This window comes from Paenibacillus motobuensis (genome assembly GCF_039521865.1).
Lineage (GTDB): Bacteria > Bacillota > Bacilli > Paenibacillales > Paenibacillaceae > Fontibacillus > Fontibacillus motobuensis.
Genome location: NZ_BAAACX010000021.1, coordinates 49,746 through 65,717, shown reverse-complemented (window position 1 = coordinate 65,717; position 15,972 = coordinate 49,746). Strand labels below are relative to the sequence as shown.

Below are 15,972 nucleotides of genomic sequence, written 5' to 3'. Positions count from 1 at the left end.
ATAGGGGTGAAAGTCTTGAGTATCAGACCTGAAGAGATCAGTACACTGATTAAAAGTCAGATCGAACAATATAAATCGGAAATCGAAGTTGCCGAAGTCGGCACAGTCATTCAAGTTGGTGACGGTATTGCCCGTGTATATGGGCTTGAGAACGTTATGGCCAACGAATTGTTGGAATTTAAAAATGGTGTGTATGGTCTAGCACTCAATCTTGAAGAAAGCAATGTCGGGGTTGTTATCTTGGGACCATATAGCGAAATTCGCGAAGGGGATCAAGTAAAACGGACTGGGCAAATTATGCAGGTTCCTGTTGGCGACGCATTGCTTGGGCGTGTTGTGAACCCACTCGGACAACCGGTAGACGGCAGAGGTCCTATTGAGACAACTGAATTCCGTCCGGTTGAGAATAACGCACCAGGTGTAATCGATCGGAAATCCGTTCATGAACCGATGCAAACCGGGATCAAGGCGATTGACTCCATGGTTCCGATCGGTCGCGGCCAACGGGAATTGATCATTGGTGACCGTCAGACGGGTAAGACGGCTCTGGCGATCGATGCGATCATTAACCAGAAGGGCAGTGGCGTAAAATGTATCTACGTTGCTATCGGCCAGAAGCAATCTACGGTTGTTAACGTAGTTGAGACTTTGCGCCGTTATGGAGCCCTCGATTACACAATCGTGGTAACGGCTTCCGCTTCGGAACCTTCACCGCTCTTGTATATCGCTCCTTACGCGGGCGTTGCTATGGCTGAGTACTTCATGTACAAAGGCGAGCATGTCCTTATTATCTATGATGACTTGTCGAAGCAAGCTGCGGCTTACCGCGAATTGTCCTTGCTGCTTCGCCGTCCTCCGGGCCGTGAAGCATTCCCAGGTGACGTATTCTATCTGCACTCCCGCCTGTTGGAACGTGCAGCTAAGCTGAGCGACGAGCTTGGCGGCGGATCGATTACTGCGCTTCCTTTCATTGAGACGCAGGCTTCCGACGTATCCGCATATATCCCGACGAACGTAATCTCGATTACGGATGGTCAGATATTCCTTGAATCCGATCTGTTCTATTCCGGTCAACGTCCGGCGATCAATGTCGGTATCTCCGTATCCCGGGTAGGCGGTTCCGCGCAGATCAAGGCAATGAAGAAGGTTGCCGGTACACTGCGTCTGGATCTGGCCCAATACCGTGAGCTTCAAGCTTTCTCTCAGTTCGGTTCCGATCTGGATAAATCAACGCAAGCGCGCTTGACACGCGGTTCGCGCATGATGGAGATTCTGAAGCAAGGTATTCACCAGCCGCTCGCTGTAGAAGAGCAAGTTATCAGCTTGTACACGGCAGTCAAAGGCTATCTTGATGATATCGAGCTTGCCGATGTGCGCCGCTTCGAGTCTGAGTTCCTTAGCTTCGTGAAGAGTCAGCATGATGAAGTGCTGCAGTCGATTCGCGATACGAAGGACTTAACTGCGGATAACGAAGAGAAGCTGAAAGAAATCATCGAGAAGTTCAAGAGAGGCTTTGCCGGTTCCGTATAATACGGGTTCCCGAAGCGGACTTTTTGAGTAATCTCATATAGTTGATTAATTGATTCACGAACCGGCCCTGGCATCATGCCGGATCGCCGGTTTGTGATTATGTAGATTTATGCTTACGATGTCAGTTTTGGCTTTCAGCCAAAACTAAGCAATTGCTTTCGAAGTAACTTTGGCTTACGAAGTTAGTTTTAGCCTACGGCTAAAACTCTAAGGTGGTGAAATCATGGCAAAAGGGATGCGCGAAATAAAACGCCAGATCAAGAGCGTTCAGAATACCCGGCAGATTACGAAAGCGATGGAGATGGTTGCTTCCGCTAAGCTCAGAAGAGCTCAGGAGAAAGCACAATCCTCCCGTCCTTACGTTGAGAAGCTGCGTGAAGTAGTGTCTAGTATCGCGAACGGTACAGACGGAATCTCTCATCCGATGCTTGTCACTCGTCCTGTAAGACGCACCGCTTATATTGTTATTACTTCCGATGGCGGGCTTGTTGGCGGTTATAATGCTAATATGTTGCGTTCGTTGACGGATTATATTAAGAATAAGCATGCTTCCAAGGAAGAGTACGGTCTGTTCGTGATTGGCCGTAAAGGCCGTGATTATCTTAATCGTCGCCAGTATCCTGTAGTGTTCGACGTGACAGATTTATCCGATACCCCGAGTTTTGCTGACATTAAATCTCTTGCCTACCAAGCGGTTCAAGGCTTTGAACTGGAGGAGTACGATGAGGTTTATCTATGCTACAGCAAATTCATCAACGCAATCACTCAAAAGCCGACGATCGACCGTTTGCTTCCTTTTGAAAGTGTAGAACATGATGGGGTAACAGCAGCTTATGAATATGAGCCTTCGCCAGAACGTGTGCTTGAGGTGCTGCTGCCGAAATATGCGGAGACGCTTATCTTTGCTGCACTTTTGGAAGGTAAAGCAAGTGAGCTTGGCGCGAAGATGACTGCAATGGGCAGCGCGACGAAGAATGCTACGAAGATGATTAATGAACTTACCCTGACATACAACCGCGCTCGTCAAGCGGCGATTACTCAGGAAATTACAGAAATCGTTGCCGGAGCAAATGCGCAAGGATAAGTAAGTAACTAGGAGGGAACAAAAAGGATGAACAAAGGACGCGTTGTTAGCGTAATGGGTGCGGTCGTTGATATCGAATTCGAACGCGGCCAGCTACCGGAAATTTATAACGCTATTAAAATTGTGAAGCAAGGCGACCAAGGCGACCTGATGCTGGAGACATCCAGTCATTTGGGTGACAACCTGGTACGTTGTATCGCTATGGCTTCAACAGACGGTCTTGTACGCGGAATGGAAGCGATCGATCTGGGTGCTCCAATCTCCGTGCCAGTAGGTTCGGTTACGCTGGGCCGGGTATTTAACGTTCTTGGCGAGACCATCGATAATAAAGGTCAAGCAGAAACTGATGTGAGAAACCCGATTCACCGTGATCCTCCTGCATTTGAAGACTTGTCCACGCAATCCGAGATTCTGGAGACGGGAATTAAGGTTATCGACTTGCTTGCTCCTTATGCCAAAGGCGGTAAAATTGGTCTGTTCGGCGGTGCGGGTGTAGGTAAGACGGTTGCGATTCAGGAATTGATTCACAATATCGCTCAAGAACATGGCGGTATTTCGGTATTTGCAGGCGTTGGTGAACGTACTCGTGAAGGTAATGACTTGTACATGGAAATGTCTGAGTCCGGCGTTATTAATAAGACCGCGATGGTATTCGGTCAGATGAACGAACCGCCAGGTGCGCGTCTTCGCGTGGCTCTGACAGGTCTGACAATGGCTGAATATTTCCGTGACCAAGAAGGCCGCGACGTGCTTCTCTTTATCGATAACATCTTCCGCTTTACACAAGCGGGCTCGGAAGTATCCGCCCTGCTCGGACGGATGCCTTCTGCAGTAGGTTATCAGCCTACACTGGCTACGGAAATGGGTCAATTGCAAGAACGGATTACTTCGACGAAGAAAGGTTCGGTTACTTCGATCCAAGCGATCTACGTTCCAGCGGATGACTATACTGACCCAGCTCCAGCAACAACATTTGCTCACCTTGATGCGACGACGAACCTTGACCGTAAAATTTCCGAGAAGGGTATTTTCCCGGCCGTGGACCCGCTCGCATCCAGCTCTCGTATGCTCTCTCCTGAAGTAGTAGGGGAAGAACATTACAACGTAGCACAAGGGGTTAAGCAATTATTGGCTCGTTATAAAGAGCTTCAAGATATTATCGCAATCCTCGGTATGGACGAATTGTCTGAAGATGACAAGGTGATCGTTGCTCGTGCGCGTAAGGTGGAACGTTTCTTGTCGCAGCCGTTTAACGTTGCTGAACAGTTTACAGGCTTGAAAGGGAAGTATGTTCCGGTTACTGAGACGGTTCGCAGCTTCAAGGAGATCCTTGAAGGCAAGCATGACGATCTTCCGGAAGCGGCCTTCCTGTTTGTCGGTACTATTGAAGAGGCTGTAGAAAAAGCGAAGACGTTGTAATCGCACCGCTTACGTCGGATGCTTCAGAAATGAACGTCCCACGAACAGGAGGGATGAAAAGTGAGTACCTTTACACTGGAAATCGTTACACCGGAGCATGTTGTGTTCACGGAAGAGGTGAACAGTCTGACAATCCGCGGAATTGAAGGGGAACTTGGTATCTTGCCCGGACATATTCCGTTCGTGACTCCACTAAAGGTTGCGCCGATTGAGGCGAAAATCAATGGGAAAAAGTTTGCGATCGCTGTTCACGGAGGCTTCGCTGAGGTGCAAGGGGATAAGACGATCATTCTTGCCGAAAGTGCAGAGATGCCTGAGGATATCGACCTGGAGCGGGCCATTGCTGCCCGTGAACGTGCTGAGCGTCGATTGGCGCGCGGAGGCCAGGATCGGGTTGACCAACGTCGCGCCGAGCTTGCTTTGCAAAGAGCAGTAACGCGAATTAGTGTCGCTAGCAGCTCCAAATAAAATAGAAGAAGACCGGACATCGCTTCTCGATGCTCGGTCTTTTTTCATCTTATAGTGAATTAATACAATTTAGCAGACCATTGGACCGGTATGATGTGCCTATATTGTTTCTATATGATAATCTGAGGATCTACTAGCTATGAAAAATAGTTCCGATGGCCTTATCGTTATCAATGTGAGAACTGATCCGCGATGCGACGTATCGCAGAGAGCTTGTCCACATCGATAGGATTCATGATGCTGCCGTTCAGCCTTGCTGCTGAGCCAATATGAAACTCTTGAACCGACGTCTGGCGTAGAAATGATTCAAGGGCATCGATGTGGAGTCCGGCGCCTGGTAGTAGGGTAATGCCTTGCTGTTTCGCGACAGGAGTTAATTGCTCTATGATGTCGCTGGCCTCAAGTACGGAAGGGCGGCCGCCGGAAGTAAGAATATGAGTGATTTGTGAATATTGGCCTAGTGTGTGGATAGCTTGCCCCAGATCTGTGGCTTCATCTATTGCCCGGTGGAATGTGATTGGCAGGTCATTCGCAGCGGCGAGAAGTCTTTCCAGCGTGTTGGTGTCAACGTCTCCTTGCGGCGTTAAGGCGCCGGTTACAAGACCGGATACACCAAGTGATTGCAGGTTGGCGATATCACGTTCCATGACTTCGATATCTTCCTTGGAATAGACGAAGCTGCGGCTGTGCGGGCGAACCATGACCCGGATGTCTATATCGACTTGGTCCCGGATTGATTGGACGAGGCCGAGACTTGGGGTGAGACCTCCTTCCGCAGGGGAGGTAATAACTTCCAAACGATCCGCTCCGTTTTTGGCCGCGATCAAGGCATCTGAAAGCGTGTAGGCAATGACTTCTATAATCATAGTAGAATTCTTCCTCTCTATAGGTAGTTATGATCATTATATTATTTTTCGTAAGGTGGGGGTAAATACATGCTGCATAATTCAGAGGCAAAGATTACAAAATAGATTCTACTGGAAGCCTTTACAATGAAAAGTAGTACTGGATTATTGTCTCGTTGCCAAGTATGATATAGAAGGTCTATATTTTTAAACAGCACTTTTATTTGGTTACTTATTAACCGATTAGGGGCCTACAGCATAAATATAACGTGACAGGGGGAAAATCATGTGAATCCGGTCGAGTCAGTGTCTACATCGGTCGGGGTCGGTGGACTAACGGGGATTATTGTATCGCTGGTCTGTATAGCTATATCCTGGTGGGCGCTACAAAATCTCAAGTTGGATCTGATCATCCGCAATCCGAAGGGACCACAAGGGAAGCTGCTCCAATTACTGCTTGCTGTAGTATTGGGCCGTTTTGTAGCTGCCTTCGTACTGGACTATTGGGGATATACGCAGATGTTGCGTTATATGTTCTAACAGGAAGGCAAATACGCCTTAATTGTGTTAGAATATGATGGGGTAGGAATTTGTCGAATAACATCAAAATTTTGTGTCAACAATGTGGATAAGAATATCAATTGATTCGTTTGATTGGATGCATGTTTATGTTATGATAATTCTTATTGACACAAATATCCCTTGTATGATGTGAATGAAATTTGATATGATGAAATTTAGGGAAATTAAGCGGGATACTATTTTTTATGTCGGGGAAAATAGTGAAAATGAACACGCGGAGGGAACCGAGATGAGTAAATTTATCGTCCGCGGTGGCAATGTCTTGGCCGGGAACGTAAAAGTGAGCGGAGCTAAAAATTCAGTGCTGCCGATCATCGCAGCGTCTTTATTGGGAGAGGACAGCGTGAGTATCATTCGTGATGCACCGCCTCTGGATGATGTGATGACGATTAATAAAGTATTGGAATCGTTAGGAGCGAGTGTTACATATGAACGTGAGGTTATCACGGTCGATGCACGAACTATCGCCTCCTGTGAAGCACCGTACGATTTGGTACGTAAAATGCGGGCGTCTTTTCTCGTAATGGGGCCATTGCTAACCCGAACCGGATATGCGCGAATCTCACTGCCTGGGGGCTGTGCGATTGGCACTAGACCTATTGATCAGCATCTGAAGGGCTTTGAAGCGATGGGTGCAGAGATTAATTTGGGACAAGGTTTTATTGAGGCTAGATCTACCGGCAGATTGCATGGCGCGAAAGTATATCTGGATGTGGCAAGCGTAGGTGCAACGGAGAATATTATGATGGCGGCCACGTTGGCAGAAGGCACAACGGTGATCGAGAATGCGGCTAAAGAGCCGGAAATCGTCGATTTGGCCAACTATTTAAATAGTATGGGTGCGGTCGTTCGCGGCGCAGGTACTGGTGTAATTCGCATTGAAGGCGTAGAGAAGCTGCATGGCGTTGAACATACAGTAATTCCTGACCGGGTCGAGGCCGGAACATTTATGGTGGCGGCTGCGATTACCGGAGGCAATGTATTCGTAGAAGGTGCTATCGCCGATCATTTGGGTCCGATTATCTCCAAGCTTGAAGAGATGGGCGTAACGATCGAAGCGGAAGAGAACGGTGTGCGTGTCATTGCAGATAAGCCACTCAGAGCAGTAGATGTGAAGACATTGCCTTATCCAGGCTTCCCAACGGATATGCAGTCACAAATGATGGCTCTGCTGCTCGTGTCGGAAGGCACAAGCGTAGTAACAGAGACCGTGTTCGAGAATCGCTTCATGCATGTCGACCAATTCCGTCTGATGAACGCTGAGATCAAGGTGGAAGGAAGAAGTGCTATTGTCTCGGGTGGTTCCAAGCTTAGCGGTGCTAAAGTGTGTGCGACAGATTTGCGAGCGGGAGCTGCGCTTATTATTGCGGGTCTCGTAGCTGAGGGGACGACGGAGGTGAGCGGTACGCATCATATCGACCGCGGCTACGTCAATCTGACTGAGAAGCTGGCGGGTCTTGGTGCTGACATCTGGCGCATTAGCCAAGAGGAGACAGCTGTAGAGCCGGAGAAAGCGGCTCATACCGTACAGAATGAATTGTCTTCATTGAAGATTCAGCCAACCTGGGCTTAATTCAAAGGTAATCGAATATTAACCTAAGAGAGGCAATCTCTTATGTCATCTACGGATGAGATAAGGGAGTGCCTCTTTTTTGTACCTAATGAATAGAAGTAATGTCTCCATATTTTTAATCTGCTATCCAACACATTCTTAGCAAAATATGGGATTGGATTTTATTATATAACAAAAACAATAAAAACAATGAATAAAACAAGAATAAATACAACATAAAACAATAAATATTGATTGCAATGTTGGGATGAACATGATAATATTTGATTACAAACAGCAAATTACAATGAATTAGTCTTATGAAATTGGAAGTTTGTTGGTTGTATTCCTTTAGAAATCTATATCAAAACAAAGGGGCTGGAAATGTGAAATACAAATTTATGAAAACGCTTATCATTAGTTTGCTGGCCATCGTTTTGGTGGTTACTGGCTGCTCGGCTGGAGGAGGGACTAACAAAGGGACGAATGAGGGCTCCAATTCCTCCAAAAATACTGCTGAGAAGAAAGTCACCGTCGAAGGACTGCCGGATGCTATCAAGAACAAGGATAACATCAGACTTATGGTGGTCCGTAAAATCGGAGGGGATGATCATACTGCACAATACCTGGCTGGCGCTAAGCAAGAAGGCGAATCGATGGGGGTTACAGTGGATACGTTCACAGCCAATGGAGATACAGCCAAATTCCATGATGCGATTTTGCAGGCTGTAGACAAAAAATATGACGGAATTATTATTTCTCATGGTGATGACGCGGCTACAGTGGATGAAGTGAAGTCGATCGTCGACAAGGGGATCCCTGTAGTAACCTTTGACTCGAATCCCGACTTGCAGAATATTCCCGGTGTTACCTTGACGTCGCAGGATGACGAGGCGCTGGCTAGATTGACGCTTGATAACCTGATCAAGGAAAAGGGCGAAAACGCGAAGATTATTTACCTGTGGGTTGACGGCTTCCCTCCAATGGTGAGACGTAACAATGTGTATCAGGAGTACTTGAAGAAATACCCTGGCATCGTAGAAGTTGAACGCTTTGGCGTAGCGGCTGGCGATACTTCCGTGCAAACGCAAAACGCGGTCTCCGCGATGCTCACTAAACATAAGAAGGGCGAGGTTGACGCTGTATTTGCAGCTTGGGACGCATTCGCAATCGGTGCAACCAGAGCTATTAAGGAAGCTGGGCGTGATGAGATTCAAATCTATGGCATCGACGTATCGAACAGTGACCTTCAGCTACTGCAAATGGATGAAAGTCCATGGGTGTCCACGGCGGCAGTTGATCCTAAAATGATTGGTGCCGTTAACGTCCGTATTCTACTTAATAAAATTGCCGGCGAAGAAACGCCGCAAACCTATGACATGGAAGCAAATCTTATTACACAAGAGAAGCTTAAGGAGTCCACAGAGCCGGTTAATATGGTCAACCTGTCGAAGATCGTTCCAGGCTGGGGCGAGACAGATGCATTCTTGACAGACTGGATGAAAGCGCTTAAGGACGCATATAAGAAGTAGAGTTACAAATACCCCGATTGTAAGCGCTCTCCTAGAGGGCGCTTCCTTACAACGATGCGGGCTAGAGGGTGGCAAGAATGGGCGATATAAAAAGATCCAAAATCGAAATGAAGAAGATCTCAATCGAGTTCCCTGGGGTGAAGGCGTTAAAGGAAGTTGATTTTACTACAGAGTCGGGGGTGAGCCATGCTTTGATCGGTGCCAACGGTGCTGGCAAATCAACGCTGATGAAGGTGCTGTCCGGCGCTTATAACCACTATACAGGTGAAATCTTAATGGATGGCAAGCTGGTTAATATTCGTTCTCCGAAGGATGCCAAGGATCTCGGCATTCAGATCGTATATCAGGAGGTCGATACAGCCTTAATCCCTTATCTTACCGTCGGCGAGAATATCATGCTGGATGAGACTGTGAATGATATGGGCGGCAGGCAATTCGTGGACTGGAAGGAGATTCATCGTAAATCGAAGGAAGTGCTGGCCAGACTAAATGTTCCTGTCTCCACCAAGAAGCTTGCCAGTGAGTTAACCTTGGCCGAGAAGCAAATGGTGCTTATTGCAAGAGCGATCTCCAAGGAATGCAAATATTTGATTCTTGATGAGCCTACAGCTCCATTAAGTCATGCCGAAACGGAAGAACTGTTTCGAATAGTCAGAGATTTGAAGCAAGCGAATGTAGGCGTGATCTTCATCTCTCACCGCCTGCCTGAGTTGTTTGAAATTTGTGATGATATTACGATCATGCGGGACGGCAAGTTTGTCATTAAAGAGAAGATAGGAAATCTGGTTCAGAACCAAGTTGTTGAATACATGCTCGGCAAGAAAATGGACCAGCAGTTCCCAAAACATAATATTACACTTGGCGAGAAATGCTTCGAAATCAAAGGCTTCGGCGATGGAGCGAGCGTGCATGAAATTAATATGTATGTACGCAGAGGCGAGGTTGTTGGCCTCGGCGGTCTGGTTGGCGCCGGGAAGACGGAGCTGTGCAAGGCGTTGTTCGGCCTAAGCAAGACGAGAACGGGAGAACTGGTGCTGAACGGCAAGAAGCTGACCTATAGAACGCCGCATGCTGCCGTGAAGGAAGGGATTGCCCTTGTGCCGGAGGAACGCCGCAAAGAAGGCATTCTCGTCTCCGAATCTGTGTCTGTGAACTTGACGGCGGTTAGCTTGAGTAAGTTCACCAGCTTGAGAACCTTCCTTAACTTCAAGAAGGAGAAGGAGATCTCCAGGCAAATGATCGCCAACCTGGGCGTAAAGACCCCAAATGAACAAGCGAAGGTAAAAAATCTTTCGGGCGGCAACCAGCAGAAAATCGCTATCGGTAAATGGCTCGTCGGCGATGCAGAGGTTTATATCTTTGATGAACCGACCAAAGGCGTCGATGTCGGCGCCAAGCGGGACATTTTCGAGCTGATCTCCGGGCTTGCGGCGAAAGGGAAATGCGTCATCTACGCCTCCTGCGAAATGTCGGAGCTGTTGGGAATCACAGACCGTATGTACGTGCTCTATGACGGGCAGGTCGTCAAAGAGCTAGAAACAAGCAAAACGAACGAAGAAGAGATACTGTTCTACTCGACTGGAGGCAAGTAGCATGAGCAAAGGGAATTCGGCACAAACAGCCCGGAAATTTGATTTCTTTGATGTTCTATACAAGTACGGAACGCTGATCACCATCGTGGTTCTGATCGCATTTTTCGGAATCATGTCCGATGGCTTCCTGCAAGGCTCCAACATTATCAATATTTTAAGGTCGATCTCTATCGTAACAATTATTGCGATCGGGATTACGATCTCCCTGTCGGTAGACGGCTTTGATCTGTCTGTCGGCTCCGTTGCATCGCTCGCGAATGCAGTTGTCATTTCCATGTTTGTCTGGTACGGCCAGAACATCGTTCTGGGCATTATTGTAGCGATCGCTGTCAGCTTGATTGTCGGGGTCCTTAATTCCTTCGCAATCGTTAAGCTGCGGATTCCGGATATGCTGATGACACTCGCCATGATGTTCATTGTTCAGGGGATTGCCTTGACTTATACAAGAGGTGCGACCGTATCCGAGAATATGGTCATGCCGGACGGCAGCTTTGCAACAGGTACAATCAGCCCGATCTTCGCCAAGCTAGGACAGGTTCCTTGGATCATCATTATTATGATCGTCGTTGTGTTAATCGTTCATATTTTCCTGAACTACACGAAGCATGGCCGCTATATGTACGTTATCGGCGGCAATCCGGAGGCTGCCAAGCTGTCCGGGATCGCCGTGAATAAATATCGCGTTGCCGCTTACCTTTTGTCTGCTCTGTTCGCAGCGATCGGCGGAATTATTCTCGCATCGCGGGTGATGACGGCTGAAGTTAACGCAGGCGCGCCATATCTGATGGATGCCGTAGCCGCTGCCTTTATCGGCTTGTCCGTTCTCGGTTCAGGCAAACCAAACGCGATAGGTACTTTTGTTGGGGCGATCCTGATCGGCGTGCTGCAGAACGGCCTTGTTATGATGTCTGTTCCATACTATGCGATGGACATTGTCAAAGGAACTGTCCTAGCGCTGGCGTTGGCCCTGACTTATTACAGAAACAAGGGATAACTTCATTCATCTCGCAAAGATAACTATCGTTTCTCGCAATATGGCTATTCATTTTTTACAGGAGGCATGGGGGAAAATGGGAGATTTCAGCACTTATTTTACAATGAAGGAATCGGACGCAATTGATTATAGCGCAACACAACTGGACATTTTTGATCAAGCCGCAGAGCTGGCATGTACGGAGATCGGGGATGGGAACCTGAACTTCGTCTTCCGGGTCTGGGATCAGAAATCGGGTAAATCAATTATTGTGAAGCAGGCTGGTCCGGTGGCCAGGATATCAAGCGATATAGCAGTTTCTACTGACCGCAACCGGATTGAGAGCGAGATTCTTGCTATTCAATACGAGCTTGCGCCAGGTTCAGTGCCGCAAATTTATAAGTTTGACAGCGTCATGAATTGCTGTGTGATGGAGGATTTATCCGATCATGTCATTATGAGAAAAGCGCTTATGGAGCATAAGCAGTTCCCTCTTTTTGCCGATCATATTACGACTTTTCTGGTCAGTACATTGCTGCTTACCTCGGATGTAGTTATGAATCATAAGGAAAAGAAAGATCTGGTCAAGCGCTTCATCAATCAGGATTTATGTGAGATTACAGAGGATCTCGTGTATACGGAGCCGTTCTATGATTGCTCTCGCAACGATGTGTTCGGGCTGACCCGTGCATTTGCTGAAGAGCATATATGGAATGACAAGGCATTGCTGCTGGAGACGGCCAAGCTGAAATTTGAATTTATGACCCATGCGCAGTCGCTGATTCATGGCGACCTGCATACAGGCTCCATCTTCGTTAAGGAAGATTCTACGAAGATTTTCGACCCTGAATTTGCTTTCTATGGCCCGGCAGGCTACGATATCGGCAATGTGATCGCTAACCTGATCTTTGCATACATTAACGCAGAAATGACGATGGGGGCTGGTCCCGTCAAGGACAAGCATATCGCTTGGTTGCTGGAGACGATCCAGTCTGTTATAGACCTGTTCCAAGACAAGTGGAACAAGCTGTGGGATGAGAAGGCGGCGGATCGGGTTGCGCGATTCCAAGGCTTCAAATCCTTCTATCTGGACAATGTACTTAAAGATACAGCGGCTGTAGCTGGTCTTGAGATGATTCGCAGAACTCTTGGCCTGGCCCATGTGAAGGATGTGACGTCTATCGCTGATGAGTCCAGACGGGCGCAAGCTGAGAAGTTCTGCCTGATCGTGGGTAAGCGGTTCATTATGGAGCGAGAGCAGTTGACGACGGGTGCCAAATACTTGGAGATTTTGAAAGCGGGGGTGCAGCATGTCTAATCAACAGGATATTCTATCATCTGTAATTCAATCTGTCAGACTGGACGACGCCAATGATACGCTAATCATACTTGATCAGACCTTGCTTCCGAATGAGAAGGTGTTCCTAGCGTTACAGGAGATGAAGGATATATGGGACGCAATTTATCATTTGCGTGTCCGCGGCGCTCCTGCCATTGGAATCGCGGCGGGTTATGGCGTATATCTTGGAACAAAACAGTCCCGGGCGGAAACTTACGATGATCTGTATGTTGATTTCCTCAAGGTGAAGGAATATTTGGCTTCTTCAAGACCGACGGCGGTGAACCTGTTCTGGGCATTGGACCGCATGGAGAGCCGTTTGAAGCGGGAGGCCGGTAAGCCGGTGGACGAAGTGAAGACGGCCCTGCTTGAAGAATCCGAGATGATCCGCTCCGAAGACGAGCAAATCTGTAAAAGTATCGGCGAATTTGCGCTCTCTCTGCTTAAGCCAGGCATGGGCCTGTTGACGCACTGCAATGCGGGTACGATAGCGACCGCTAAATATGGCACAGCACTTGCGCCGATGTACTTAGGCCAGGAGCGGGGATATGACTTCAAAGTATATGCGGATGAGACGCGTCCGCTGCTCCAGGGAGCCAGACTTACGGCATGGGAGTTGAAAGAGGCTGGGGTAGACGTTACGCTGATCTGTGACAATATGGCTTCCATCGTCATGAAGGAAGGGAAGATTCAGGCTGTCCTTGTCGGCTGCGACCGCGTCGCCAAGAATGGGGATACGGCGAACAAAATCGGTACTTCAGGTGTAGCGATTCTGGCCAAACACTATGGAATCCCGTTCTATGTATGCGCGCCACTGTCCACTATCGACTTGAACTGCAAGCATGGTGATGATATTCATATCGAGCTGAGACCGTCCGAGGAGATTACGACGAAGTTCTATGCCAAACCGCAAGCGCCGGAGGGCGTCCAGACGTACAATCCGTGCTTCGACGTAACCGATCACGGCCTGATCACCGCGATCATAACGGAGAACGGGATTGCTTACGCGCCGTTTGAGGAAAGTCTGCCAGTAATGTTCAAGCATGACAAGTAAATGGATTTGAAATTAGGGCATCCCTCAGCCATCTAAGGCTTTGGGATGTTCTTGTTTTGCAGCCATGAACGTAAAAAAAGTCCTGCCTGCAGATGTTCTACAGGCAGGACTGGATGAGCTGCCAGCCTTATTCCTCACATTCCGTTAGAGCTATATTATTAGCCTCGAGGAACTCATGCCATTCCTGGCTCAGCGATTCGTCGACGATGATGTTATGGATATGCTCAAAGCCGCAAATGCTTGCGAAAGAAGTGCGGTCGAATTTGGTATGGTCAGCAACCAGATACACGGTATTGGCGCGTTCGACGGCAAGCCTTCTTACTTCGGCCTGCTGCTCATTGGAATCGGTGATTCCATGCTGCATGCTTATGGTGCGGCAGGAGATGAAGGCAAGGTCAAAGTAGTAGCTGTTCATATTCTGTTCCGCATTGCGGCCAAGCGACGACATAGAGCTGTTCGACACAACGCCGCCGACAATCACCAGATGGACATTCGGACTATCTACCAGCGTATTAACGATTTTGATCGAATTGGTTACTACGGTAATCCGCTTGCTTCCAATCATGTTGGCTATATACAAAGAGGTCGTGGATGCATCCAGAAAGATGGAGTCGCCATTTTTGATAAAGTCCACACATTTGCTGGCGATCCGTTTCTTACCTTCTACATGGATATGTTCGCGCAGATTTACATTCACATCATTTTGCACTCCGTCTGATATGTAGGCGCCGCCGTAAATTCGAATCAGAATCCCTTCATCCTCCAGCTGCTTAAGGTCTCTGCGAATTGTCTCCTCGGTAACATTGAAGATTTCTGTTAGCTCGGCAACCGTCACATTTTTCTTCTCTATGATTAAATCTTTAATTTTGGCCTTACGGGCGATAGGTAGCATAAAGTGACCAACACTTCCTTATTTAGTAATCGTTTGTAGCTATTATAGCATATTTGTGGAGGGAACTTACTATGTTTGTGGGATTTGTTGTTTGATATTTTAAAAAAGACAGGGCTTATTTTGTTATTTTCCAAATATTATCCCACACAGTTCTGAATTTTCGACTATGAAAACAACAAAATAACACATAATCAGAAATAAACAATTGACAAACAGTGTATAAAGTAGGAAAATCGATGTATGAAGTTATGTTTTTTGCTTGCAAGAGAATTCAGGAGGTGACTACATGCTGGATAATCAGAAATATTTAAGTGATTTCGAAGCGAAGAAGATGATATGTGAAATTGGCAGACGAGTTTATGCGAAGGGCTTTGTAGCGGCGAATGATGGAAATATATCGGTGAAAACCGGACCGAATGCGATTTGGGCGACACCTACGGGTGTCAGCAAAGGCTTCATGACACCGGATATGTTAGTGAAGGTGGATCTGAACGGCAAGGTGTTGGCTGGCAAGTTGAAGCCTTCTTCAGAGATCAAGATGCATCTGAGAGTTTACAAGGAGAATCCGAATGTCAATGCAGTAGTCCATGCGCATCCGCAGGCGGCGACGGCGTTCGCTATTGCCGGGATCGGACTGGATCAGGCTTATTCACCGGAGGGTGTCATTTTGCTGGGAAATGTGCCTGTTGCTCCATATGCAACACCAAGCACGCAGGAGGTACCGGATTCAATCGCTCCTTACTGTAAGGACTATAACGCAGTATTGCTGGCTAATCACGGTGCCTTGACTTGGGGCAGGGACATTATGGAGGCTTACTTCCGTATGGAGTCTCTGGAGCATTATGCCATGACAGTCATTCTTACTAAGAAAATTACAAATCAGGTACAGGAACTAACCTGCGAGCAATTAACCGAGCTGATTAAGATCAGGGAGAACATGGGGATCAAGACAGGCGGTACGTTGACCTGCCGTACGGATTCGCCGGAACGGCCAGACGGACAGACGCCTGGGCAGGCGGTGCAGGAAGCAGACAAGCAGGATTTGATTCAGACGATCGTAGCCAAGGTGACGGAAGAAGTGATGAGAAGACTTCCTCTGGGACATTAGAG

14 protein-coding genes are annotated in these 15,972 nt (G+C 47.7%); 12 read left to right on the top strand and 2 right to left on the bottom strand.

Going from position 1 to position 15,972, the window contains the following annotated elements; all coding sequences use genetic code 11:
- Window positions 1–15: 15 nt before the first annotated feature.
- The 4 genes from atpA (at window position 16) to ABD014_RS21585 (ending at window position 4,501) form a co-directional block, all read left to right on the top strand.
- Window positions 16–1,530, top strand: a complete 1,515-nt coding sequence (atpA, locus tag ABD014_RS21600) for a F0F1 ATP synthase subunit alpha (protein ID WP_343864768.1) — start codon at window positions 16–18, stop codon at window positions 1,528–1,530.
- A gap of 223 nt (window positions 1,531–1,753) precedes the next feature.
- Complete coding sequence (atpG, locus tag ABD014_RS21595) at window positions 1,754–2,614, top strand: ATP synthase F1 subunit gamma (protein ID WP_343864766.1); 861 nt, start codon at window positions 1,754–1,756, stop codon at window positions 2,612–2,614.
- Between the two features lie 27 nt (window positions 2,615–2,641).
- A complete protein-coding gene (gene atpD / locus ABD014_RS21590; RefSeq protein WP_343864764.1) occupies window positions 2,642–4,033 on the top strand; it encodes a F0F1 ATP synthase subunit beta in 1,392 nt (463 codons plus the stop codon).
- A gap of 60 nt (window positions 4,034–4,093) precedes the next feature.
- Window positions 4,094–4,501, top strand: coding sequence for a F0F1 ATP synthase subunit epsilon (locus tag ABD014_RS21585; RefSeq protein ID WP_343864762.1), 408 nt, complete (start codon window positions 4,094–4,096; stop codon window positions 4,499–4,501).
- Window positions 4,502–4,671: 170 nt separating this feature from the next.
- Here the strand turns inward: ABD014_RS21585 and ABD014_RS21580 are convergent, their stop codons facing one another.
- Window positions 4,672–5,367, bottom strand: a complete 696-nt coding sequence (locus ABD014_RS21580; protein WP_343864760.1) for a copper homeostasis protein CutC — start codon at window positions 5,365–5,367, stop codon at window positions 4,672–4,674.
- A 267-nt stretch (window positions 5,368–5,634) separates the two neighbouring features.
- Between ABD014_RS21580 and ABD014_RS21575 the strand changes: the two genes are divergently transcribed.
- The 7 genes from ABD014_RS21575 (at window position 5,635) to mtnA (ending at window position 13,970) form a co-directional block, all read left to right on the top strand.
- Complete coding sequence (locus ABD014_RS21575; RefSeq protein ID WP_127003376.1) at window positions 5,635–5,886, top strand: DUF1146 family protein; 252 nt, start codon at window positions 5,635–5,637, stop codon at window positions 5,884–5,886.
- A 271-nt stretch (window positions 5,887–6,157) separates the two neighbouring features.
- A complete protein-coding gene (gene murA, locus ABD014_RS21570) occupies window positions 6,158–7,501 on the top strand; it encodes a UDP-N-acetylglucosamine 1-carboxyvinyltransferase (RefSeq protein ID WP_343864757.1) in 1,344 nt (447 codons plus the stop codon).
- Between the two features lie 365 nt (window positions 7,502–7,866).
- Window positions 7,867–9,012: a sugar ABC transporter substrate-binding protein gene (locus tag ABD014_RS21565; protein ID WP_379339749.1), complete on the top strand. Its 1,146-nt coding sequence runs from the start codon at window positions 7,867–7,869 to the stop codon at window positions 9,010–9,012.
- A 77-nt stretch (window positions 9,013–9,089) separates the two neighbouring features.
- Window positions 9,090–10,604 carry a sugar ABC transporter ATP-binding protein gene (locus tag ABD014_RS21560; protein WP_343864755.1) on the top strand — a complete coding sequence of 505 codons (1,515 nt, stop codon included), beginning with the start codon at window positions 9,090–9,092 and terminating at the stop codon, window positions 10,602–10,604.
- 1 nt (window position 10,605) lies between these two features.
- Window positions 10,606–11,598 carry an ABC transporter permease gene (locus tag ABD014_RS21555; RefSeq protein WP_127003370.1) on the top strand — a complete coding sequence of 331 codons (993 nt, stop codon included), beginning with the start codon at window positions 10,606–10,608 and terminating at the stop codon, window positions 11,596–11,598.
- A 76-nt stretch (window positions 11,599–11,674) separates the two neighbouring features.
- On the top strand, window positions 11,675–12,895 hold the full coding sequence (mtnK, locus tag ABD014_RS21550; RefSeq protein WP_343864752.1) for an S-methyl-5-thioribose kinase: 1,221 nt from the start codon (window positions 11,675–11,677) through the stop codon (window positions 12,893–12,895).
- A complete protein-coding gene (gene mtnA, locus ABD014_RS21545; RefSeq protein ID WP_343864750.1) occupies window positions 12,888–13,970 on the top strand; it encodes an S-methyl-5-thioribose-1-phosphate isomerase in 1,083 nt (360 codons plus the stop codon). Before mtnK ends, mtnA begins: the two co-directional genes overlap by 8 nt.
- Window positions 13,971–14,097: 127 nt before the next feature.
- Here the strand turns inward: mtnA and ABD014_RS21540 are convergent, their stop codons facing one another.
- Entirely contained in the window at window positions 14,098–14,862 is a 765-nt protein-coding gene (locus ABD014_RS21540; RefSeq protein WP_343864748.1) for a DeoR/GlpR family DNA-binding transcription regulator, read from the bottom strand.
- Between the two features lie 286 nt (window positions 14,863–15,148).
- Between ABD014_RS21540 and ABD014_RS21535 the strand changes: the two genes are divergently transcribed.
- Window positions 15,149–15,970 (top strand): class II aldolase/adducin family protein, encoded by an 822-nt coding sequence (locus tag ABD014_RS21535; protein WP_127003362.1) that lies wholly within the window; start codon window positions 15,149–15,151, stop codon window positions 15,968–15,970.
- The last annotated feature ends 2 nt before the right edge of the window (window positions 15,971–15,972 follow it).